Origin of the sequence: Bradyrhizobium sp. NAS96.2 (assembly GCF_001908235.1) — a bacterium.
Lineage (GTDB): Bacteria > Pseudomonadota > Alphaproteobacteria > Rhizobiales > Xanthobacteraceae > Bradyrhizobium.
This window is the reverse complement of record NZ_LGHK01000037.1, coordinates 1-19,321: the sequence shown is the minus strand read 5'-3', so window position 1 is coordinate 19,321 and position 19,321 is coordinate 1. Positions and strand designations below refer to the sequence as shown.

At 64.4% G+C, this 19,321-nt stretch carries 26 protein-coding genes; 12 read left to right on the top strand and 14 right to left on the bottom strand.

Annotation, left to right across the window (positions count from 1 at the left end):
* Positions 1 to 90: 90 nt before the first annotated feature.
* Complete coding sequence (locus AC628_RS09985) at positions 91 to 402, bottom strand: MliC family protein (protein ID WP_074126680.1); 312 nt, start codon at positions 400 to 402, stop codon at positions 91 to 93.
* 84 nt (positions 403 to 486) lie between these two features.
* Between AC628_RS09985 and AC628_RS09980 the strand changes: the two genes are divergently transcribed.
* A complete protein-coding gene (locus AC628_RS09980; RefSeq protein WP_074126679.1) occupies positions 487 to 1,230 on the top strand; it encodes a tyrosine-protein phosphatase in 744 nt (247 codons plus the stop codon).
* A gap of 9 nt (positions 1,231 to 1,239) precedes the next feature.
* Here the strand turns inward: AC628_RS09980 and AC628_RS09975 are convergent, their stop codons facing one another.
* The gene (locus AC628_RS09975; protein WP_035634033.1) at positions 1,240 to 1,446 is read right to left on the bottom strand and encodes a hypothetical protein; all 207 of its coding nucleotides are present in this window, start codon (positions 1,444 to 1,446) and stop codon (positions 1,240 to 1,242) included.
* 114 nt (positions 1,447 to 1,560) lie between these two features.
* Positions 1,561 to 2,268, bottom strand: a complete 708-nt coding sequence (locus AC628_RS09970) for an SGNH/GDSL hydrolase family protein (protein ID WP_074126730.1) — start codon at positions 2,266 to 2,268, stop codon at positions 1,561 to 1,563.
* A 124-nt stretch (positions 2,269 to 2,392) separates the two neighbouring features.
* Here AC628_RS09970 and fabG point away from each other — a divergent pair, with 124 nt between their 5' ends.
* Positions 2,393 to 3,073 carry a 3-oxoacyl-ACP reductase FabG gene (gene fabG / locus AC628_RS09965; protein WP_074126678.1) on the top strand — a complete coding sequence of 227 codons (681 nt, stop codon included), beginning with the start codon at positions 2,393 to 2,395 and terminating at the stop codon, positions 3,071 to 3,073.
* Here fabG and AC628_RS09960 read toward each other — a convergent pair.
* Positions 3,070 to 3,414: a GrlR family regulatory protein gene (locus AC628_RS09960; protein WP_074126677.1), complete on the bottom strand. Its 345-nt coding sequence runs from the start codon at positions 3,412 to 3,414 to the stop codon at positions 3,070 to 3,072. The genes fabG and AC628_RS09960 overlap by 4 nt on opposite strands.
* A gap of 139 nt (positions 3,415 to 3,553) precedes the next feature.
* Here AC628_RS09960 and AC628_RS09955 point away from each other — a divergent pair, with 139 nt between their 5' ends.
* The 3 genes from AC628_RS09955 to AC628_RS09945 all read left to right on the top strand — a co-directional run bounded on the left by AC628_RS09955 (position 3,554) and on the right by AC628_RS09945 (position 4,955).
* A complete protein-coding gene (locus AC628_RS09955) occupies positions 3,554 to 4,237 on the top strand; it encodes a DUF2161 domain-containing phosphodiesterase (protein WP_074126729.1) in 684 nt (227 codons plus the stop codon).
* 20 nt (positions 4,238 to 4,257) lie between these two features.
* On the top strand, positions 4,258 to 4,557 hold the full coding sequence (locus tag AC628_RS09950) for a putative quinol monooxygenase (protein ID WP_074126676.1): 300 nt from the start codon (positions 4,258 to 4,260) through the stop codon (positions 4,555 to 4,557).
* Positions 4,558 to 4,646: 89 nt separating this feature from the next.
* Positions 4,647 to 4,955: a hypothetical protein gene (locus tag AC628_RS09945; RefSeq protein WP_024581534.1), complete on the top strand. Its 309-nt coding sequence runs from the start codon at positions 4,647 to 4,649 to the stop codon at positions 4,953 to 4,955.
* A gap of 82 nt (positions 4,956 to 5,037) precedes the next feature.
* Here the strand turns inward: AC628_RS09945 and AC628_RS09940 are convergent, their stop codons facing one another.
* Both AC628_RS09940 and AC628_RS09935 read right to left on the bottom strand, forming a co-directional pair.
* Positions 5,038 to 5,676 (bottom strand): GNAT family N-acetyltransferase, encoded by a 639-nt coding sequence (locus tag AC628_RS09940; RefSeq protein ID WP_074126675.1) that lies wholly within the window; start codon positions 5,674 to 5,676, stop codon positions 5,038 to 5,040.
* A 140-nt stretch (positions 5,677 to 5,816) separates the two neighbouring features.
* Positions 5,817 to 6,215, bottom strand: coding sequence for a PaaI family thioesterase (locus tag AC628_RS09935; RefSeq protein ID WP_074126728.1), 399 nt, complete (start codon positions 6,213 to 6,215; stop codon positions 5,817 to 5,819).
* A 148-nt stretch (positions 6,216 to 6,363) separates the two neighbouring features.
* On the opposite strand from AC628_RS09935, the gene AC628_RS09930 reads away from it, so the two are divergent.
* A complete protein-coding gene (locus tag AC628_RS09930) occupies positions 6,364 to 7,152 on the top strand; it encodes a cobalamin-binding protein (RefSeq protein WP_074126674.1) in 789 nt (262 codons plus the stop codon).
* A gap of 45 nt (positions 7,153 to 7,197) precedes the next feature.
* Here the strand turns inward: AC628_RS09930 and kynU are convergent, their stop codons facing one another.
* The 5 genes from kynU to AC628_RS09905 all read right to left on the bottom strand — a co-directional run bounded on the left by kynU (position 7,198) and on the right by AC628_RS09905 (position 12,285).
* Positions 7,198 to 8,412 (bottom strand): kynureninase, encoded by a 1,215-nt coding sequence (kynU, locus tag AC628_RS09925; protein ID WP_074126673.1) that lies wholly within the window; start codon positions 8,410 to 8,412, stop codon positions 7,198 to 7,200.
* Positions 8,413 to 8,422: 10 nt separating this feature from the next.
* Positions 8,423 to 9,262 (bottom strand): tryptophan 2,3-dioxygenase, encoded by an 840-nt coding sequence (gene kynA / locus AC628_RS09920; RefSeq protein ID WP_074126672.1) that lies wholly within the window; start codon positions 9,260 to 9,262, stop codon positions 8,423 to 8,425.
* A 27-nt stretch (positions 9,263 to 9,289) separates the two neighbouring features.
* Entirely contained in the window at positions 9,290 to 10,099 is an 810-nt protein-coding gene (locus tag AC628_RS09915; RefSeq protein WP_074126671.1) for a hormone-sensitive lipase, read from the bottom strand.
* A gap of 161 nt (positions 10,100 to 10,260) precedes the next feature.
* Complete coding sequence (locus AC628_RS09910; protein WP_074126670.1) at positions 10,261 to 11,538, bottom strand: ArgE/DapE family deacylase; 1,278 nt, start codon at positions 11,536 to 11,538, stop codon at positions 10,261 to 10,263.
* A gap of 54 nt (positions 11,539 to 11,592) precedes the next feature.
* Entirely contained in the window at positions 11,593 to 12,285 is a 693-nt protein-coding gene (locus AC628_RS09905; RefSeq protein ID WP_074126669.1) for a pyridoxamine 5'-phosphate oxidase family protein, read from the bottom strand.
* Between the two features lie 135 nt (positions 12,286 to 12,420).
* Here AC628_RS09905 and pdxR point away from each other — a divergent pair, with 135 nt between their 5' ends.
* From pdxR to AC628_RS09895, 3 genes are read left to right on the top strand one after another with little or no spacing between them, the layout of a single operon-like run.
* A complete protein-coding gene (gene pdxR, locus AC628_RS09900) occupies positions 12,421 to 13,932 on the top strand; it encodes a MocR-like pyridoxine biosynthesis transcription factor PdxR (protein ID WP_074126668.1) in 1,512 nt (503 codons plus the stop codon).
* A gap of 54 nt (positions 13,933 to 13,986) precedes the next feature.
* Positions 13,987 to 14,136, top strand: coding sequence for a hypothetical protein (locus AC628_RS43850; protein WP_021079695.1), 150 nt, complete (start codon positions 13,987 to 13,989; stop codon positions 14,134 to 14,136).
* Positions 14,133 to 14,393: a DUF6719 family protein gene (locus AC628_RS09895; protein ID WP_083632750.1), complete on the top strand. Its 261-nt coding sequence runs from the start codon at positions 14,133 to 14,135 to the stop codon at positions 14,391 to 14,393. Before AC628_RS43850 ends, AC628_RS09895 begins: the two co-directional genes overlap by 4 nt.
* A 50-nt stretch (positions 14,394 to 14,443) precedes the next feature.
* On the opposite strand, the gene AC628_RS09890 is transcribed toward AC628_RS09895, so the two are convergent.
* Together AC628_RS09890 and AC628_RS43845 are read right to left on the bottom strand one after the other, a co-directional pair.
* Positions 14,444 to 14,851: a hypothetical protein gene (locus tag AC628_RS09890; RefSeq protein ID WP_128971441.1), complete on the bottom strand. Its 408-nt coding sequence runs from the start codon at positions 14,849 to 14,851 to the stop codon at positions 14,444 to 14,446.
* A gap of 39 nt (positions 14,852 to 14,890) precedes the next feature.
* Positions 14,891 to 15,049 carry a hypothetical protein gene (locus AC628_RS43845; protein WP_168193342.1) on the bottom strand — a complete coding sequence of 53 codons (159 nt, stop codon included), beginning with the start codon at positions 15,047 to 15,049 and terminating at the stop codon, positions 14,891 to 14,893.
* 436 nt (positions 15,050 to 15,485) lie between these two features.
* Between AC628_RS43845 and AC628_RS09885 the strand changes: the two genes are divergently transcribed.
* A complete protein-coding gene (locus AC628_RS09885) occupies positions 15,486 to 15,713 on the top strand; it encodes a hypothetical protein (RefSeq protein WP_074126667.1) in 228 nt (75 codons plus the stop codon).
* A 43-nt stretch (positions 15,714 to 15,756) separates the two neighbouring features.
* Here the strand turns inward: AC628_RS09885 and AC628_RS09880 are convergent, their stop codons facing one another.
* The gene (locus tag AC628_RS09880) at positions 15,757 to 16,329 is read right to left on the bottom strand and encodes a CreA family protein (RefSeq protein ID WP_074126666.1); all 573 of its coding nucleotides are present in this window, start codon (positions 16,327 to 16,329) and stop codon (positions 15,757 to 15,759) included.
* Positions 16,330 to 16,552: 223 nt separating this feature from the next.
* On the opposite strand from AC628_RS09880, the gene AC628_RS09875 reads away from it, so the two are divergent.
* On the top strand, positions 16,553 to 18,298 hold the full coding sequence (locus AC628_RS09875; protein ID WP_074126665.1) for a L,D-transpeptidase family protein: 1,746 nt from the start codon (positions 16,553 to 16,555) through the stop codon (positions 18,296 to 18,298).
* A 173-nt stretch (positions 18,299 to 18,471) separates the two neighbouring features.
* Positions 18,472 to 19,041, top strand: a complete 570-nt coding sequence (locus tag AC628_RS09870; protein WP_074126726.1) for a glutathione peroxidase — start codon at positions 18,472 to 18,474, stop codon at positions 19,039 to 19,041.
* Positions 19,042 to 19,321 lie beyond the last annotated feature (280 nt).

The following is a 19,321-nucleotide window of genomic DNA, read 5'->3' as shown; positions in this document are numbered from 1 at the left end:
TGTCGATCGGGCGAAGAGGCGTGACGCACAAACGTCAGACAACGGCAGAACAGTAAGAGAGGGTCGGAACGAAGCGTTTCGGCCCTTTTTTCATGCCAGCTCACAGGCCGTCACCGGCCGCTTCGCATGCCGCAGCCTGGTCAGCCCAGCCCGCGAGATCTCGAGCGTGACGCCGCTGCCTTTGTAACGCGTGCCGGTCAGCGACAGCCGCTTCGTCAACGTCACCGCCTTGCCGTCGAGTTGCAGATGCGCGCGCGTGTCACCATTGAAGAACGCCGCAATGAACTGCGTGCCGTCGGCACAGCGATAATTCCGGAAGGCGGACTGCGCCCGTGCCGCCGAGGAACCAAAAACCTCGAAAAGAATTGCGCCGATGAGAATGGCGCCCCTGCGATAAGTCATATTCTCCCCCCGAGAGGCCGGTTATAGACCTGTCTGCGCCGATACTCCTGCGCCAAGACCTTATCAGCTGCAACAGGCCCGCCGATGTCAGAAGCCCCTGCCCGTCACCTCAACCTCGCCGGCGCCAGCAATTTTCGCGACCTCGGCGGCTACCAGACGCGTGACGGCCGGACGGTGCGCTGGCGGCAGATCTTCCGCTCCAACCATCTGGCGCATCTCACCGAGCAGGACGTCGCCGTGGTGCGCGGCCTCGGGGTCAGAAGCGCATTCGATTTCCGCGGCGTCGCCGAGCGCGCCGAGGCGCTGTGCGGCATGAGCGACGTGACCGTGCATTCGCTCCCGGTCGAGCCGACGGTGGTGGCCGCGCTGCGTGAAATCGCCAGCGACCGTCAGCTCTCGGAAGCCGACGCGATCGACGTGATGCGGGACTCCTATCGCGGCTACGTGCAGGACAACACGCCGCGCTATCGCACCCTGTTTGCCCATCTGCTTGAAGACCGCGCGCCGCTGGTGATCCACTGCACCGCGGGCAAGGATCGCACTGGCTTTGCCTGCGCGCTGATCCTGCACGCGCTCGGCGTGTCCGATCAGGTGATCGCGGACGACTATCTCCTGACCAACCGGTACTACAAGCGCGATCCGGCCCACAGCACCGAGCTGCCCGATGACGTCAAGCAGGTGCTCGGCACCGTACGTGCGGCGTTTCTGGAAGCGTCGTTCGCGGCGATCGATGCCGACTATGGCGGCCTCGACGGATATTTCCGCGAGGGCCTCGGGCTCGGCCCGGCCGAGCGCAAGGCGCTTGAAGGCCGCTATCTGCAGGCCTGATCCGTTCGTTCAGGCCGCAGCGGCCTCGAGCTCGAGCTCTGCGTCGAGATCGGCGATCACGTCCTCGAAGGCCGAGATGGCCTGCTGGATCGCCGCGATCTGCATCAATTCCCAACTGCCCACCGGCCCCTTGCGATTCTGTAGTGCTACGACGAGATCGCGCCGCTGTTCCTTAAGCTGAACGAGCGGTAAACCGTGATCCGGAAGATTTCCCATTGCAAAAACCCCTACCGTGGCTGGAGTTCCGCTTCTACGGAAAGGGTTCTGCAAACGACTTACAGAACTGCCGCCAATTTTATCCAACTGGCCTTCCCCCGTAGTCTTACGTAGTCAAGACGACGAATTTGCGCTGCGTGCCACTGCATCGTTGATCGCACCAAGCAATGCTTGAGTGACGCAATCGGTCGCCCACTCGCTCGTATGGAGATGCTCCTGCGCACCGTCATCGAGTTCGGAGAGCGGAATTCCGGCATCGACCCATTGCTTCATCAGTGCAAAGCGGCGAAACAGGTTGACTTTCCTGCTTGCAGCGACGTCGGCGATCATCGGCATGAACTGGTTGGCGAGCTTGACCACGTCTGGCGTGCCGATGATGGCCTGGGTGTACTGCGAATCCATCACAACGACGTCCAACGGCAGCGCGGCAAGCACATCTAGTCCTGCCTCGAATGTCGCTTGCACCTGATCGAAGTTGTAGTTCCTGTACACGGCGTTGGTGCCGACCTGCCAAATCACCATCACCGGTGCTTCAGCGATGACATCGGACTCGATGCGCGAGAACTCTTCCGGCGCCTCTTGCCCGCCGATCCCCCGGTTGACGATATCGATCATCCGGCCGAAGGACTGCTTCTGGCTTCGCCATAGGATCTCCAGCCGCGGCGGAAATGGGAGAACTCTATCGGCTCCCGCGGTCGATGATGATCCGAGGGCAACGATCTTGACCTTGCGTTCGCGCGCGAGCGCCTGCGCAAGATGCGGCAATCCGTAACTGAACTTGACGAGCTCGGGATGGGTTTCGCACGGCCTTGGTGTCGGCATCGCAAACATCCTTGAGGCGAATGAACTGATGAATGCGCGCAGTAGGAGATGAAATCGGCGGCATTGCAAATGAAATCCGCCTGATCATAGTGGGTGGCAGCCTGTTGCTGATACGGAGACCGCCATGAACGGAAAAGTCATCGTCATCACCGGCGCCCTTGGCGCGCTTGGCAAGGTGGTCGCCGAAGAAGCCCTGGCGCGCGGCGCGCGCGTCGCCGGCATTGATCATGCGGCCTCGCAGTTCGCGGCAACGGCCGACCGTATCGAGCTCGGCGGCGTCGACCTCACCGACATCACGCATGCGACAGCTGCGATCGACAAGGCGGCGGCGCATTTCGGCCGGCTCGACGCACTGATCAACATTGCCGGCGGCTTCACCTTCGAGGCGGTCAGCGACGGCGATCCCGTGACCTGGCAGCGCATGTATGCGATGAATGTGATGACCGCTTTCAACACATCGCGCGCCGCGATCCCGCACCTCACGAAATCGGGCGCCGGACGCATCATCAATATCGGCGCACTCGGCGCCTTGCAGGCCGCCTCCGGCATGGGCCCCTATGCTGCCTCGAAGGCCGGCGTGCACCGCCTCACCGAGTCGCTCGCCGCCGAACTGAAGGGCAAGGTCACGGTCAACGCGGTGCTGCCCTCGATCATCGACACCGCCGCCAATCGCGCCGCGATGCCGAAGGCCGATATCTCCAAATGGGTGACGCCGAAGGAACTCGCCGAGGTGATCCTGTTCCTCGCCAGCGACGCCGCGAGCGCCGTCACCGGCGCGCTGCTGCCGGTCAACGGGCGGGTTTAGTCTGCAACCAGGAGCCGCAGCTTCGACCGGAAGCGGATGCTTTGCTTGCCGGCGAGTGCCATGCCGTTGCCCTCGGCGGTCTCGTCGGTATAGGTGCCGGTGAAGCCGATGGTCACCACCTTGCGTTCCCAGACCGGACGTTCGCCATAGGTCGGCGAATGCTCCTCGTTGGTCACCTCGCCCTTCCACTTGCCATCAACCGCGGTGTAGCTGCCATAGGCGTAGAAGAACGAGTCGCCGCCGCGCATCTGGCCGTCGCGCAGCACCATGACGCCCTGGTTGCCGCCAGAGACGCCGTCGAGAAATTCGACGGTGATGTGATAGAGCCCGTTCCGGATCATGCAAATGGTCGCGCCGTTGTCCCCGGCCCAACATAACCGCTTGGCCCCGCATTGGGCAAATTCGATCCGCCTCGATGGGGGCAATTCCGCGCTATGCTGGCGCACCGAGTCGCGGCCGGATGCCGCCGGAGCCTGCCCGTTGGAAACCGCGCTTTATCTGCCCGTCAAACGCTTCCTCGAAAAGCTCGGCTTCACGGTGAAGGGCGAGATCGGCGGCTGCGACCTGGTGGCGCTGAGCAGCGATGATCCGCCGGTCGTCGTGATCGGCGAGCTCAAGCTCGCCTTCAATCTCGAACTGATCCTGCAGGCGGTCGACCGCGCCGGCGCCGCCGACGACGTGTGGATCGCGGCCAAGGTCTCGGCCCGCGGCAAGGGCCGCGAGAGCGACGCGCGCTATCGCAATCTGTGCCGGCGGCTCGGCTTCGGCATGCTCGGTGTCACCGACCGCGGCGACGTCGAGGTGCTGGTGCCGCCGCCGACCGCGGCACCGCGCCGCAATCCGAAGAAGCGCTCGCGCCTGATCACGGAGCATCAGAAGCGCAAGGGCGATCCCGCCATGGGCGGATCGACGCGCGCGCCGATCATGACGGCCTACCGGCAGCAGGCGCTGGCCTGCGCGTGTGCGCTCTCGGATGGGCCCCGGCGCGTCAAGGACCTGCGGGCCGAATGCCCCGACGCCGGCAAGATCCTGCAGCATAATGTCTACGGCTGGTTCGATCGCGCCGAGCGCGGCATCTATGTACTGACCGATGCCGGTCGTGCCGCGCTGAAGCGCTGGCCCCAGCAGCCGAATGGTGTGTCAGGGCCAGAAGCTGCCCCGTAACTAACCAACTGGGGGAGATCATGATCGTCGTCACCGGCAGCGTCACCGCCCGTCCCGACTCTTTCGACGAGGTGCGGCGATTGAGCCTCGAGCATGTCCATCGCTCGCGCACCGAGCCCGGCTGCATCTCGCATGCGGTTCATGTCGACTGCGAGAATCCGCTCAAGCTGGTGTTTTTCGAGCAATGGGCCGACCGCGCCGCGCTGGCGGCGCATTTCGCGGTCCCCGCGTCGCACGACTTCGTCCGCTCCCTGCAATCTCTGGCGGCCGCCGCGACCACCATCGAACTTTACGACGCTCACAAGATTGAGAGACTCTAGCTGCATGGCTGGATTGCCATCTCATATTCATATTGCAATGCAACATTGGGGACCTTACGTATCTCCCGCGATTCAAAGATGAGGCGGCGATGAGCGGAGACTGGAACACCAAGTATGGCACAAGGCGCGTGCGGCATGATCCGCCGACGCTGGAGGAGGCTATCTTCGCAGCCATTGGCATCACCGATGACGTGGAGGCTCAGGCCGAGATCGCATCGTCCTTGATGGGCCTGCCCTATGACGAGGTGCTGGCCGAGGTGAAGAAGACCGCGCGCGTCAGCGCCCGCACCGGTACGGCAACGCGCGTGATCGCCGGCGAACAGGGGGCGCAGCGTTCCGTCGTGGTCGAGCGCCGCGTGGTTCGCCGCTTCGCCACCGACAAGCGCACCGGCACCTGAACAACGACATCCAGCTACTTAAAGAAAAAGGGCAATCCGCTGAGCGGATTGCCCTTTTTGTCTTTGAGGTGAGTTCTTGAGCTCAGGCTGCCCGGCCCCAGCCGGACATCTGCATCACCATTCGCCAATAGGCGCGGTTCATGTCGACGATCGCGCGCGCGGCCGCGATCGGCGTCACCGGAGCGATCGGCGGCGAAGCCGCGGCCGGCACCTGTTCGGCCTGGTGCTGCTCGGTCAGGTCGATGCTGCCGGTGGACTCACCATGACGGAAGGTCAGCTGCGCACCGAACTTGGTGGCGAGCGCACGCATCGCGTCGTTCTGCGCGCCGGTGGTGATGCGCAGGCTGCCGTAGCCCTTGGCATGCGCCTCGGCGATCAGCTTGCGGAACAACGTGCTGCCAACGCCCTTGCGCCGCGCCGACCGCTCGACGCTGAAGGCGATCTCGGGCTGCGCATCCGGCGACTGTTCCGGCGGATGCAGCTCGGCGGCGCCGCGGACCACGCCATCCTCGAAATAGGCGATGATGACCGTGCCGTCGTTGGCGCAGCGCTCGGCATAGCGGCGGATGAAGCTGTCGTCGATGAAGCCATGAAAACGATCATGACGGCTGGTTCGATCCAGTCTCAACAGATGATCGCGCAGCAGGGGAAGCTCCTCCTGCTGGCTCAACGTCCGCACGGTGCCCCGGGCAGATGTCGAACTGATGGAATCGTTGTTCATTTCATAACTCCTCTTGGTAGCCCTCGAGGAGGCGTCGACTCCCTAACCGACCCTATATTGTGCGCCGCACCATATAATTCAAGTACTCAGATTCATTTAAGTAAACAATGATGTGATCGGAAAATCACATCATCACCCCATTATAATACCAGCTGGGTTTGGGTGACGACGGCAACCAGTTTCCCGTCCTCGGTTTCCAGCCGGGTCTGCCAGACCTGGGTGCGCCGGCCCCGGTGAACCGGCGTCGCCGTGGCGATCACGGTGCTCCCTTCCTTGGCACCGCCGATGAAGTTGGTCTTGCTCTCCAGCGTCGTGGTGCCCTTGGCGTCCTCAGGCAGGTTGATCACGGTCGCGGCGGCACCGACCGAGTCCGCAAGGGCCATCACCGCGCCGCCGTGGATCGTGTTCCGCAGGGTACAAAGGTCCGGCCGAACCACCATCTTCGCGACCACGCGATCCTGGCCGGCCTCGGTGAAGGTGACGCCCTTCAGTTCCGCAAACGGCATCTTCATCGACTGGATCTTTTCGAGCGGCGTCATGGGCACTCCCTGGCTTGCGCGGGCTTCTTTGAGGTTGGTGCCGGCATGATGGATTGCCTGACCGGGCCGGGCAATGACCTCCGAGGTAATCAAGCGGATGACGTCATGGCGCCGTGACAATCCTTGGCGAGTCTGCATACCGTCTGCGATGCGTGACTTCCCTCCCCGCCGGATCGTCTGCCTGACCGAGGAGACGGTCGAGACGCTCTATCTGCTCGGCGAGCAGGACCGCATCGTCGGCGTCTCCGGCTATGCCGTGCGGCCGCCGCAGGTCCGCCGCGAGAAGCCGCGGGTGTCGGCATTCATCTCCGCCGACATTCCAAAGATCCTGGCGCTCGATCCCGATCTGGTGCTCGCCTTCTCCGATCTGCAGGCCGACATCGTCGCCGATCTCGTCCGCGCCGGTGTCGCCGTCCATGTCTTCAATCAGCGCGATGTCGCCGGCATCCTTGCGATGATCCGCAGCCTCGGTGCGATAGTCGGCGCTGCCGATCGCGCTGAACGGCTCGCGCAAGGCCTCGAACAACGGCTGGCCGCGATCGCCGCAACGCCGCGTCCGGCGCCGCGGCCAAAAGTCTATTTCGAGGAATGGGACGATCCACTGATCAGCGGCATCGGCTGGGTGTCCGAATTGATCGAGATCGCCGGCGGCGAGGACGCGCTGCCGCATCTGCGCGCGCACAAGGCCGCCAGGGATCGCATCGTCACGCCTGATGCCGTGCGCGAAGCGATGCCCGACGTGATCCTGGCATCCTGGTGCGGCAAGAAGGTCGTGACCGACCGCATCAGGGCCCGCGACGGCTGGAGCGACATTCCGGCTGTCCGCAACGATCGCATCGTCGAGATCAAGTCGCCGATCATCTTGCAGCCCGGCCCCGCCGCGCTGACCGATGGGCTCGATGCGATCGTCAATGCGTTGTGGGCGCGGCACCTATGATTGCTCGCCGCAGTCATTATGAGGCTTCGGGATAACGCCCGTTGCTCACGTCACCGCATTCACGACCTGATATTCTGGCCGGCGCCACACCTCGCCATTGATCACCTCCTCAATGATCTCGGCGGCCCTCAGCACCTCGGCTTCGCCGATATAGAGCGGCGTGATCCCGAACCGCATGATATCAGGCGCCCGGAAGTCACCAATCACGCCGCGGGCAATCAGCGCCTGCATGGCGGCATATCCGCCGGCGAAGGCGAAGGACACTTGCGACCCGCGCTGCGCATGCGCCCGTGGCGTTACCAGCATCAGCGAGGGACAGCGTCGCGCGATCTCAGCTATTAACAAGTCGCCGAGCGCGAGTGAGCGTGCGCGGACTTCGCCCATATCGACACGATCCCAGATGTCGAGCGATGCTTCCAGCGCGGCCATCGCCAGCACCGGCGGTGTGCCGACACGCATGCGCTCGACGCCACCGGCAGGTTGGTAACGGAGATCGAAGGCGAACGGCTTGGCGTGCCCCATCCAGCCCGATAACGCGGCGCGCGCCTGATCGGCATGCCGCGGCGCGACGTAGAGGAAGGCCGGCGCGCCGGGACCCGCGTTGAGATATTTATAGGTGCAGCCGGCGGCGAAATCGGCGCCGACGCCGGCAAGATCGACAGGCAGCGCGCCGGCCGAATGCGCGAGATCCCAAACCGTGACGATGCCGAGTGCATGCGCCTTCGCGGTCAGGGTCCGCATGTCGTGGCGACGGCCGGTGCGGTAGTCGACCTCCGTCAAATAGAGCACCGCAATGTCGTCCGACAGCGATGGCTCGACCTCCTCCGGGGCCGCCAGCCGCAATTGATGGCCGCGCCCGAGCGTGGCGATCAGCCCTTCCGCCATATAGAGATCGGTCGGGAAATTACCGGTATCGGACAGAACGACCTTGCGCTCCCGGTTCATCTCGAGCGCGGCCGCAAGCGCCTGATAGACTTTGAGCGACAGCGTGTCGCCAATCATCACCGTGCCGGCCGCGGCGCCGATCAGGCGAGCGATGCGGTCGCCCACGCGGCGCGGCTGCACATACCAGCCGGCGCTGTTCCAGGCGCGAATGAGCTCGTCGCCCCACTCGGCCGTGATGACCTGCGCAACGCGTTCGGCAACGCCCAGTGGCAGCGCACCAAGCGAGTTGCCGTCAAGATAGATGACATCCGCGGGCAGATGAAACATCGCCTTGGTGTCGTCGTAGACGCGCAGCTGCGATTTCGCTTCGATCATGACTCCTCGCCTAGAGAACGGTGCGGACACGCCACAGTTCGGGAAACAGCTCGACCTCGAGCATCCGCTTGAGATAGCTGACCCCACCGGTACCGCCGGTGCCGCGCTTGAAGCCGATGACGCGCTCCACCGTCGTCACGTGATTGAAGCGCCAGCGGCGAAAATAATCCTCGAAGTCGACCAGCTTCTCGGCGAGCTCGTAGAGCGTCCAATTGGCTTCGGGAGCTTCGTAGACGCGGCGCCAGGCTTGCATCACGCCCTCGTCGAAGTGATGGGTCTCGTGAACGTCGCGTGACAGGACGGTGGCGGGCATGGTGAGCCCCTTGCGATCGGCAAGCCGGAGCACCTCGTCATAAAGGCTCGGCGTCGCAAGCTCGGTCTTGAGCAAGGCCGTCACCTCGGGATCATGCGCGTGCGGTTTCAACATCGCGCCATTGCGATTGCCGAGCAGATACTCGATCAGCCGGTATTGATACGACTGGAGGCCCGAGGATTGTCCGAGCCGCGAGCGGAAATGGGTATATTCGCTGGGCGTCATGGTACGCAGCACGTCCCAGGCGTTGTTCAACTGCTCGAAGATGCGGGAGACACGCGCGAGCATCTTCATCGCCGGCGACACCTCTTCGCGGGCGATGGCATGACGGGCGGCGCGGAGCTCGTGGATGGCGAGCCGCATCCACAGTTCGGAGGTTTGATGCTGGATGATGAAGAGCATCTCGTCATGCGCGTCCGAAATCGGGTGCTGGGCGCCGAGCAGCGCATCGAGTTGCAGATAGTCGCTATACGACATTTTCCGGGCGAAATCGGTCTCGGCGCCCTCGACCGCGGGATCGTAGTCGTTGCTGCTCATGACACATCCTCTCGATCGATCCCCGCCTCAAGCAAGGCCCAGGAGGCGCCTCGTGATGGCAGAGGATGGATCCTTCAGCCCATCGACAACAGTAAAATGGTTATGCCCGGGGTCGACGACGAGGTGCGTGGGCACGTCGAATCCGGTCCAGATGTTGGCCATCAGTTCTGCCTGACGGATAAACTCGGGTCGCTCGCTGCCACCGACCCAGGTGGTGAGCGGCGACTTGCCCCGTGGCAGATGCAAGGCGGCGCTTTCGAGCGCTGCCTCGCCCATGTTCATCCGGAGCGTCTCGTTCATCACGGTCTTCAGGAGCGGTCGCAGGTCGTGCAGACCGCTGATCGACAGTGTCGCCACGATTCTGTCGTAGACCTCAGGTTCGAGACGGCTATCGTCGCACAGCACGCGCGTAACGAGATGGCCGCCTGCGGAATGGCCGGCCAATCGAATAGGCCCGGAAACCTCGGAGGCAGCCGAGGCAATCGCGACCGCGATCTCGGCCGTGATGTCTGAGATGCGCGCGGCCGGCGTCAGCGTGTAGCTTGGCAGCGCCACCGTCCAGCCGTGGCTTCGCGCGCCCTCGGCGAGGTCGGTCCATGACGATTTATCGAAGCGCATCCAGTAACCGCCATGCACGAAGACGACGAGACCTTTGCTGTCGCCGTCCGGCAGGATCAGGTCGAGACGCTGCCGCTCTCCCGATCCATAGGCGATATCCGACTTGAACGATTTAAGTCTGGCGCGGTAGGCCGCTGCCCGTTCCGCCCACCGCGCCGGCAGCTCATCTGATCCCGGCACGTGGGCCGAATTGGCGTAGGCATCATCCCAATCGCGCATCGTGGCTCCCCCGAAGATTCGCAGTCGATCGGACGCCATTTTGCCACCGGCGGGGCTGTTCGCCCAGCCTTTATTTTAAACTTAAAGCATCTGACTGCCCCTCGCCCGAGCCCTCCCCGGCAAGCGGAGCGATAGCGCGCCGAGCCCGTGACACAAAAGGGCTACGCCTTCTCCACCCCGCACCATTCCGCGATGAACAGCGCAATGGCCTTGGTCGACTGCCGCAGCGAGTCCAGATCGACATATTCGTTGAAGCCATGCATCGCCGCGCCGCTGGCGCCGAAGCAGAGGCTTGGGATGTCGTAGTTCAAGCCGTAGAAGCGCGTGTCGGTCAGCGCGGTGAAGGCGCGGTCTTCCACCGCACCGCCATAGACTGCGTGATGTGCCTTGGCGAACGCGGCTTCCGGGGCCTCGGAGTTCACCAGTTCGTAGCCTTCCGACAGGAAGCCCGACCATTCCACCTGCGGCGGATTGTTGGAGAGGAAACGATGGTCGCGCGCCGCGGCCGCAACGCAGGCCAGGATCTCCTTCTGGCACTCGGCGATCGACCAACCCGGCAGCACCGCGATGCGGCAGTCGACATCGCACCAGGCCGGCACGCTGGAGGCCCAGTCGCCGCCCTTGATGATGCCCGGGTTGAAATTGATCGGATGATTGACGTCCTTGAAGTGGCGGTCAGCCTTGGCGCGCTCGTTCCAGGCGACCTCGAGCTTCTCCACCGCATGCACCAGATGATACGCCGCCATGATCGCGTTCGAGCCGGCGCCGGCCTCGAACACGTGCACCGGGAAACCGCGCACCTTCAGCCGGAACCAGATCACGCCGACCTGCGAGCGGATCATCTTGCCGTTGGTCGGCTCCGGGATGAAGCAAGCATCGGCGCGATAGCCGCGCTGCAAGGTCGAGAGCGCCCCGACACCGGTGCTCTCCTCCTCGATCACGGACTGGAAGTGGATCCGCGCCGTCGGCTTCAGGCCGGCCTTCTTGATCGCATCCAGCGCATAGAGCGCGGCGATAGTGCCGGACTTCATGTCGCAGGCGCCGCGGCCATACATCCTGCCGTCCTTGATCACAGGCGAGAACGGCGGCGTCTCCCACATCTCCAGCGGACCGATCGGCACCACATCGCAGTGGCCCTGCAGGATCAGCGATTTGCCGGCATTGGTCGCGGGGCGGTAGGTGCCCACCACCGTGCGCGCCTTGGAAAAATCATGCTCGATCGGGCCGAAGCCGCGCAGATCCCGGAGCTCGTCGAGATTGATGTGCCAGTCGTCGACCTCATAGCCGCGCTCGCGCAGCAGGTCGCCGATCATGTCCTGGCACGGCCCCTCGGCGCCGCGGGTCGAGGGGATCGCGACAAAGGCCTGCGTCGTCGCAAGCTGCGCATCGAATCCCTCGTCAACGGCGCTAAGGATTCGGTGTTGCGTCTCGGCAGTCATGCGGCAGCTCCATGGGGACATCAGAAAAGGTGGGAGCCGCAGCGTAACCTGATTTCACTCCGCCGGGTATTGCGCAAAATAGGCATCCCGCAATGCATCTTCGAGCAGGCGGCCTTCCGAATAGCCATCGAGCGTTGTCGGCCGCGTCACGCCGTCGAGCAACCGCGGGCACGGCTCGGGCGCGCCGAGCACGGTGCGCACCGGAATACGCTCGGCATAGATCGGCAACTCGTAATCCTCATCGTCGTCGGCGACGCCCTTGGCGCGCACCTTCGCCGAGGCCTCCTCGATCTCCATCGCGATGAACGAGGTCGCCTTGATCTCCTGCTTGTTGCTGGCGCGCAGGCTCGCGGTGCGCTCGGGAAAGAAGCGGTCGACCATCGCAACGATCGCCCGCTCTTTCTCTGCGGGATCGGTGACGAGATAGGCCGACCCGAACGCCATCACGGCGCGATAGTCGGCCGAATGGTTGAAGCCGCAGCGCGCCAGCACCAGGCTGTCGAGATGGGCGACCGTCAGGCACACCCGCTGCCCTTCCGACTGGTTCTCCAGCATCCGGCTCGCGCTCGAGCCGTGCCAGTAGAGCTTGGTGCCCTCGCGCCAGAAGAAGGTCGGCGTGCAATAGGGCTGACCGTCGATCACGTAGGAGACGTGGCACAGCATCGAGGCATCCAGGATCTTGTGCACGGTGGCGTGGTCGTAGAAGCCGCGGTCATGGCGGCGCTTGACCCGGTTGCGGGACGACATTGGGTAGGATGACTTGGGGTAGGACGACTCGGGGTAGGACGGAGCGGATGCGCCTTCGGTCACAGTTGGCCTCGCGAAATCTGGAATCTGTCCAGAGTTGTAGCGGGTGATTTGGTCTGCGATAGTGCCAATTCCATGCGAAAAATTCCGACCAATTCCCGTAAGCCCGCGGCGCGCAAGCCGGAGCTGCCGCTCGACCTCACCGGCCCGCATGTCACGGCCGGCGCGGCCTCGCAGCAGCGGCTCTATCAGGCGCTGTGCCACACCATCGTCGGCGGCCTCGTCAAGCCGGGCGAGCCGCTGCCGCCGTCGCGCGCGCTCGCCAGGCAGACCGGCTTCCGCCGCAATGCCGTCACCACGGCCTATGAGCGGCTGATCGCCGACGGCTTTGCGGTGGCGACCACCGGCTCCGGCACGTTCGTCGCCGCGCGCATTCCCGCGCAGTCCGGTACGTCGCGACGTGCGAAGATCGCGATCGAGCCGCCGCAGCACGATGCGCTGTCGCTCGGCTGCACCCATATCGATGAGCGCGCGCTGCAGCGCTTCCGCGCCTTTGCCGGCCGCAGGCTGCGCGCCTTCGGCTCCGAGCACCTGCATTACGGCGATCCCCGCGGCAGCAGCGAGTTGCGCGCCGCAATCGCCGACCATCTGCTGTCGGCGCGCGGGCTGCGCTGCGATCCCGACCAGATCATGCTGGCCTCGGGCACGCTGCATGCGCTGCGCATCGTGCTCGGGGCGATCCTCAAGCCCGGCGACCAGGTCTGGTGCGAGGACCCCGGCTATCCGGCGGCGCGGCGTGCGATCGAGCATTGCGGCTATCGGCCGGTGTCGGTACCGGTCGACGCTTCCGGCATGCGCATCGACAAGGGGCGCGTATCCGCTCCCGCGGCGCGCGCCGCCTACGTCACGCCGTCACACCAGTTCCCGCTCGGCGTGCAGATGTCGATGCCGCGCCGGCTCGAGCTGCTCGACTGGGCAAGAGATGCCGGCGCGTTCGTGTTCGAGGACGATTACGACAGCGAGTTCCGCTACGACGGCGCTCCGCTGCTGTCGCTCGCCGGCATCGATCATCTGCGCCGCGTGATCTACATGGGCACGTTTGCGAAGACGCTGTTTCCGGGACTACGGATCGGTTACTGCGCCCTGCCCGAGGCCTTGATCGGCCCGGTGACTGAAGCACGCGCCGCGCTCGACCGTTTTCCCGGCACATTGATGGAAGGCGCGGTCGCCGACATGCTGAACTCCGGCGCCTTCGCCGCCAATCTGCGCAAGTCGCGAAAACTCTATCGCGAGGCGCGCGATGTGCTCGCCTCGACACTTGCCACTGCATCCGAGGGCGAGCTCACGGTTCCCGTGCCGTCGCAGGGCCTGCATCTCGTGGCGCGGCTCGATCCCGCGACTGATCCGCTGGTTGCCGCGCAGGCGAAGGCAGCCGCGGGCGTCGGCGGCTGGCTGCTCGCCGAGACCTATTATCGCGCGCAGCCACTGCCCGGCTTCGTCCTGGGATTCTCCGGTCATCCGGTTCCGCAACTCGTCGCAGCGGCGGAACAACTGGCGAAGACAACGCTGACCGCACTGCGCGCGACGCGCAAGATATCCCACAAGGCATCCGCGAGACCGCGCTCTAGGAGAATCGCAATCACCTGACTAAGGTCGCCCGCGTTGAGTCGTTGAGTCAGTGTCCGCTTAAGGAGATACCGGATGCCCAATCGCAACGTCCTGTATCTCGTGATCGGCGCGCTGGTCGTGATCGCAGGCATGCTCGGTTACAATCTTTACCAGGCGAAGAAGCAACCCGAAGGCCTGCAGATCAATGTCGGCCCCGACGGGCTCAAGATCCAGAACAAGTGAAGGAGGCCGCGATGTTGCGCAGGGGACTGGTCGCGCTGGTCGGCATCGCAGCACTTGGCGCGATGGTTCACTCCGCCGCCGCAGAGCAGTCCTTCATGCGCGAGGGTGACATCGTCGACCTCAGGGTCGGTCAGCGTGTCTTCGTCGATGATGGCTCGTGCCCCGCCGGGCAGATCAAGCAGGTCGTCGGTTCCAAGCTGAGCGAGAACGGCGTGGTGCGCACTCGCAGCTGCGTGCCGCGCCTCGCCAAAAAATAAACGCCCCGCTGTCGCGAGGCGCTTGCTTCATCGCTGCGTTGACGCCCTGCTCAGTTCGAGATCGGCTCGAACATGCATTGCAGCGTCGGCTTGGCGATCTTGGTGAAGGTCGGGCCGATCTCGCCCTGCTTCGACGGCGGCACCCAATCGGTCTCGATGGTCGGCACGCCGGTCTCGCTGATCCCGCGCAGCAGCGCCTGGCGGAGATCGGGATCGTCCACCGTCGCAGCCGCGTGATCGTGCAGGCAACCGCAAACCGCCTCGGGATGGGCCCAGCGGCCCAGCATATGCGGCGCGCACTGGCGCACGAATTCGTCGCGCGGCTCAGGCACCCGGTACAGCGACCGGATCTGCATCGACTCGAGGGGAAGCTGGGATTGAGCCTGCGCGGAACCCGCCAAAGGGCCGATCAAGGCGAGCGATGCGAGCATCGCGGCGGAACAGATTCGGAGCAACATGGGGAGCCTTTACCGGCGTTTCTGTTTTTCGCGTCGCGATCAGTTGGCCTGCGCGACCACCATCGGGGCCGCGGTGACGACCGGCGAGCCGTTATAGGAGAAGGTGCCGATGCCGGGCAAACCGGTGTCCGGGGTGCCAGCCATTGACGAACCGGCCATCACGAAAGCGAAGGCGAGGATCAGGCTCATGGTCCGCATCTGACAGTCTCCGTCATTTCGGGTCGGCGCCCGGCGCCGTTGTGTTGACGGTTTGATAACGATCTGCCGTTTCGGGAGTTCTGCGGAACAAGCTGAAAATGGTTTCGTCGGGATGAGAATTGTTTCGTCGGCCGGCGGTCCACGAAACATTCAGCGGAAAATCCCAATGCTTTCAATGGCCGCTGCGCGGTAGGCAGCCTGCTCAAGATTTCGCACATTCAACGGCTTGGCTGTGGATGGCTCGATTATGCCTGCAAATTGAGTGCGCTACCGCGCTTTCTTAACTTTCCTCTGCTGAGACAGAAAGCAGTCCAGCAAGGGCGGAATGAACCGGGCGACGGTTCGGCCGACTCATGTGGACGCCGTGCAACCAACTCCGCGGTGGCACGTTGTCGTGATCCCGATCCAACGGTTGTTGAGATCAATCCAACGAAGGATGTCCGTCGTGGGCAATGGCAACATCGGTGTTGGCAATGAATCCGCGGCCCGCAAATCCGGCGAGCAGCAACAGATGACGGCCGCGATGCCGCAGCAGGGCGCTTATGTGATGGGCGACAATGAGTGCGCGCCGCAGAAGCTGGTCCGCCTCGTCGGCTGCCGCGACTCGAAGCTCAAGCCGGGCCTCAGCATTGGCACGAAGCAGCTCGGGCAAACCAAGCGCTAGCTCGCCAGCTGCTTGAACCATCGGGGCCAAGCCCTTGCTCTTCCTACTGAATGAACTCGCCGCACTTCTGCACGGCGGTGGCATCGGCCGCTCCCCATGGCATGATCGGCACCGACGACGTCGAGTTCTTCGGCGAGCCTTCGATCAGCTTGTCCGAATAGACCATGTAGACCAGCACGTTGCGCTTGGCGTCGCAGCCGCGCACGATCTGCATCTTCTTGAAGAACAGCGACCGGCGCTGCCGGAACATGTCGTCGCCCTGGCCGAGCTTGTTCTTGAAGCGGATCGGCCCGATCTGCCGGCAAGCCAGCGAGATATCAGAGACTTCCTCGGCAAGGCCGAGCCAGCCCTTGAAGCCGCCCTTCTCCGGCACCGTGAAGTGACAGGCAACGCCCTCGACCTCGGGGTCGTCGACGCCATAGGTCGCGAGCTTGTCGTTGGGGCTCACCCATTTGAACACCGTCGAGCGGCGGAAGATCAGGTCCGGCTCGTCGGCCGCCGCCGCAGGCGTTGCCTGCCCCAGGGTCGCCAATGAGGTGAGCAACATCAGCAGCGCCGCGCACCCCCATCGAGACAGCAGTCGCACGTCACACAAGCTCACAGTTCTCGATGTCATTGAGGTCTCCGCGGGGTAGGTCCCGCCTATGTAGTGCGCAAACGCCGCACAGGAAGGCGCTGACAGTTCGGTGATCGCGCAGGGCGCTTTAACCTCTTGTGAGGCTTTTTTGTTACTCTTTCGTCGAAACTTGGCCCCTCACGGAAGGGTTAGATCGCTTGCGCTGGTGAACGCGTACCGCGTCTGCGACAACCAACAGATAGCTTGGACTGGGATTCGGAATATGCGCGCAAGCGGACGTCGGATTTCGATTTTTGATTCTGCGAGTGGGCGGTTCTGGCAGTTTGCAGTTCTGACGGCGGCCGGCACCGTGGCCGCCTCCTCGCAGGCCGATGCGGCGCTGTTCTACTGGAACCGCGACTCCACCTATTACGGCGATGTCGAGCCGATGCCGCAGCCGGTTCGGCCGAAGCCGAAGCGCAATCTCGCCAAGAAGACTCCGGCGATCGTGAAGGAGGCCGGCGGCAAGCCGCAGGGTCCCTTGATCATCTCGGTCTCGATCGACCAGCAACGGGTCAGGATCTACGACGCCAACGGCCTCTACGCCGAGAGCCCGGTGTCGACAGGCATGAAGGGGCATTCGACCCCGATGGGTGTCTTCAGCGTCATCCAGAAGCAGAAGTACCATCAGTCCAACATCTACAGCGGCGCGCCGATGCCGTACATGCAGCGCATCACCTGGTCGGGCATCGCCATGCACGCAGGTGTGCTGCCCGGCTATCCGGCCTCCCACGGCTGCATCCGCATGCCGATGTCGTTTGCGGTCAAGATGTACAATTGGACGCGGATGGGCGCCCGCGTGTTCGTGACGCCGGGTGCGATCTCACCGGAGAATTTCTCGCATCCGTTGCTGGTGACGCAGAGGGTCGCGCCGCAGCAGCCGGTGGCCGACGAGATTCTGAAGATGGATGCGCCGCTCGGCGTGAAGAGCGACAAGGGCGCGGACAAGCCGCAGACCGGGCTAGATTTGCGCAGCAGCGTCGGCCATGCCGCCGCCGCGTCGCTGCGCGACAACACCCACACCGCCGACGCCAGCGCGGCGAGCGCGTCGGTGACGATGTCCGATGCGTCCTCCGCCGCGAGCGATCCCATCGCCGACAAGCTTGCAGCCGATCCGTCACAGCCGACAAAGCCCGGGATCGCCGCGGCCGACAAGCCGGCCGAGACCAATTCCGCCGGCAACGGCAGCGTCGCCACCGACGACAAGTCGGCCAGCGAAACCACCGGCAGCACCGACACGCCGAAGTCGGAGGTCTCCGCGAACGACCCGGTGAAGGCCGAAGCCAAGGCCGACGAACCGAAAGCGGATACCGCCAAGCCCGGCGTCGCCGAGGCGCCCAAGGTCGACGCGTCGAAGCCCGATGCGGCCAACGACGCCGCCAAGGCGGTGGATGGCGTAAAGGCCGCCGACACGCCCGCCGAGGCAGCAACCGCGGCCGACGCGCCCGACGCCAACAAGGATGTAGCCAAGGATCCGGCACGGTTGCCGGGCATCGCCAGGATCGACGTGTCGAAGCGCGCCGGCCAGATCGCGGTGTTCATCAGCCGCAAGGATTCCAAGCTCTATGTGCGGCAGAACTTTGCGCCGTTGTTCGAGGTGCCGGTGACGATCGCCGCCAGCGACCGGCCGCTCGGCACGCATGTGTTCACCGCGGAGGCCGACAAATCAGATACCAACCTGCTGCGCTGGTCGGTGGTGACGCTGCCGACCCGCAACGCCACCCGCATCGACGTCGAGGACCGCACCTCGCATCGTCGCAAGGTGGCGGCCGCAGCGCCGGTCGAGATGAAGCCGCAACCGGCGACCAACAGCCCGGCCGAAGCGCTCGACCGCATCGCGATTCCGGCTGACGTGATGGCGCGGATCAACGAAGCGCTCGGCACCGGCGGATCGATCATCGTCTCCGACCTCGGCGTCAACCAGGGCGAGACCGGCGAAGGCACCGACTTCATCCTGCCGCTGCGCTGATGTGATCGTAGCCCGGATGGAGCGCAGCGAAATCCGGGACAGTCTGTCCGCGGAGAGTGCGGACGCGGATTGCGCTGCGCTCCATCCGGGCTACCCGCTATAACGCCTTCTTGAAAGCCTGCGCCTGCCCGCTGGATTATGATGCGAGCCGCATCTGTTCCGGGGACGAGACCATGATGGACCGCAGGACACTGATCGTGGCGGCCTTGGCCGCGGCCGCAGGATCCCGTGCGCTGCATGCCGAGCAGCCCGCGATGAGCCGGATCACCGCCTACGCCTTCTCATTCCCGGCACTCGACGGCGGCGACATCCGCCTTGCCGACTATGCCGGCCGTCCCCTGATGATCGTGAACACGGCGTCGCTCTGTGGCTTCACGCCGCAATATGCCGGCCTGCAACAATTGTGGACCGAGTTCCGCGATCGCGGCTTCGTCATCATCGGCGTGCCCTCCAATGATTTCGGCGGCCAGGAGCCCGGCGGCCGGACCGAGATCGCCGAGACCGCGCAGCATCAATATGGCGTCACCTTCCCGATCGCGGCGAAAGCGGTGGTCCGCGGCACGAGCGCGCATCCGTTTTACCGCTGGGCCGCGGCGGCACGGCCGAAGGACGTGCCGCGCTGGAACTTTCACAAATACCTGATCGGCCGCGACGGCTACATCGCGGATGTCTTCCCTGAGTCGGTCACGCCCGACGACACCCGCATCAAGACCGGGATCGCACGGGCATTGGCGGCGGCCTGAGAAGCCACGATAATCCCCGGAATTAACTGATCCGACGAGGATTTTGGACACGCGCCCGCCACGTTCATTGCCTTGGCGTCGCGACTGCGACTAGGGTACGATCGGTTGGGGGCGAAAGCGGCCCGGTCGCGGCAAAGCCGCTACCTGGAGCGCGATCAGCAGGGAACACACCATGCGCATTGCGGCAGGTCTGATTTTCGCAGGGACCGTATCGTTGCTCGCGTCGAGCGCAGCTTGGTCGCAGACGCCGCCCGCCAAGGGCGCCGCTGCTGCGCCGGCG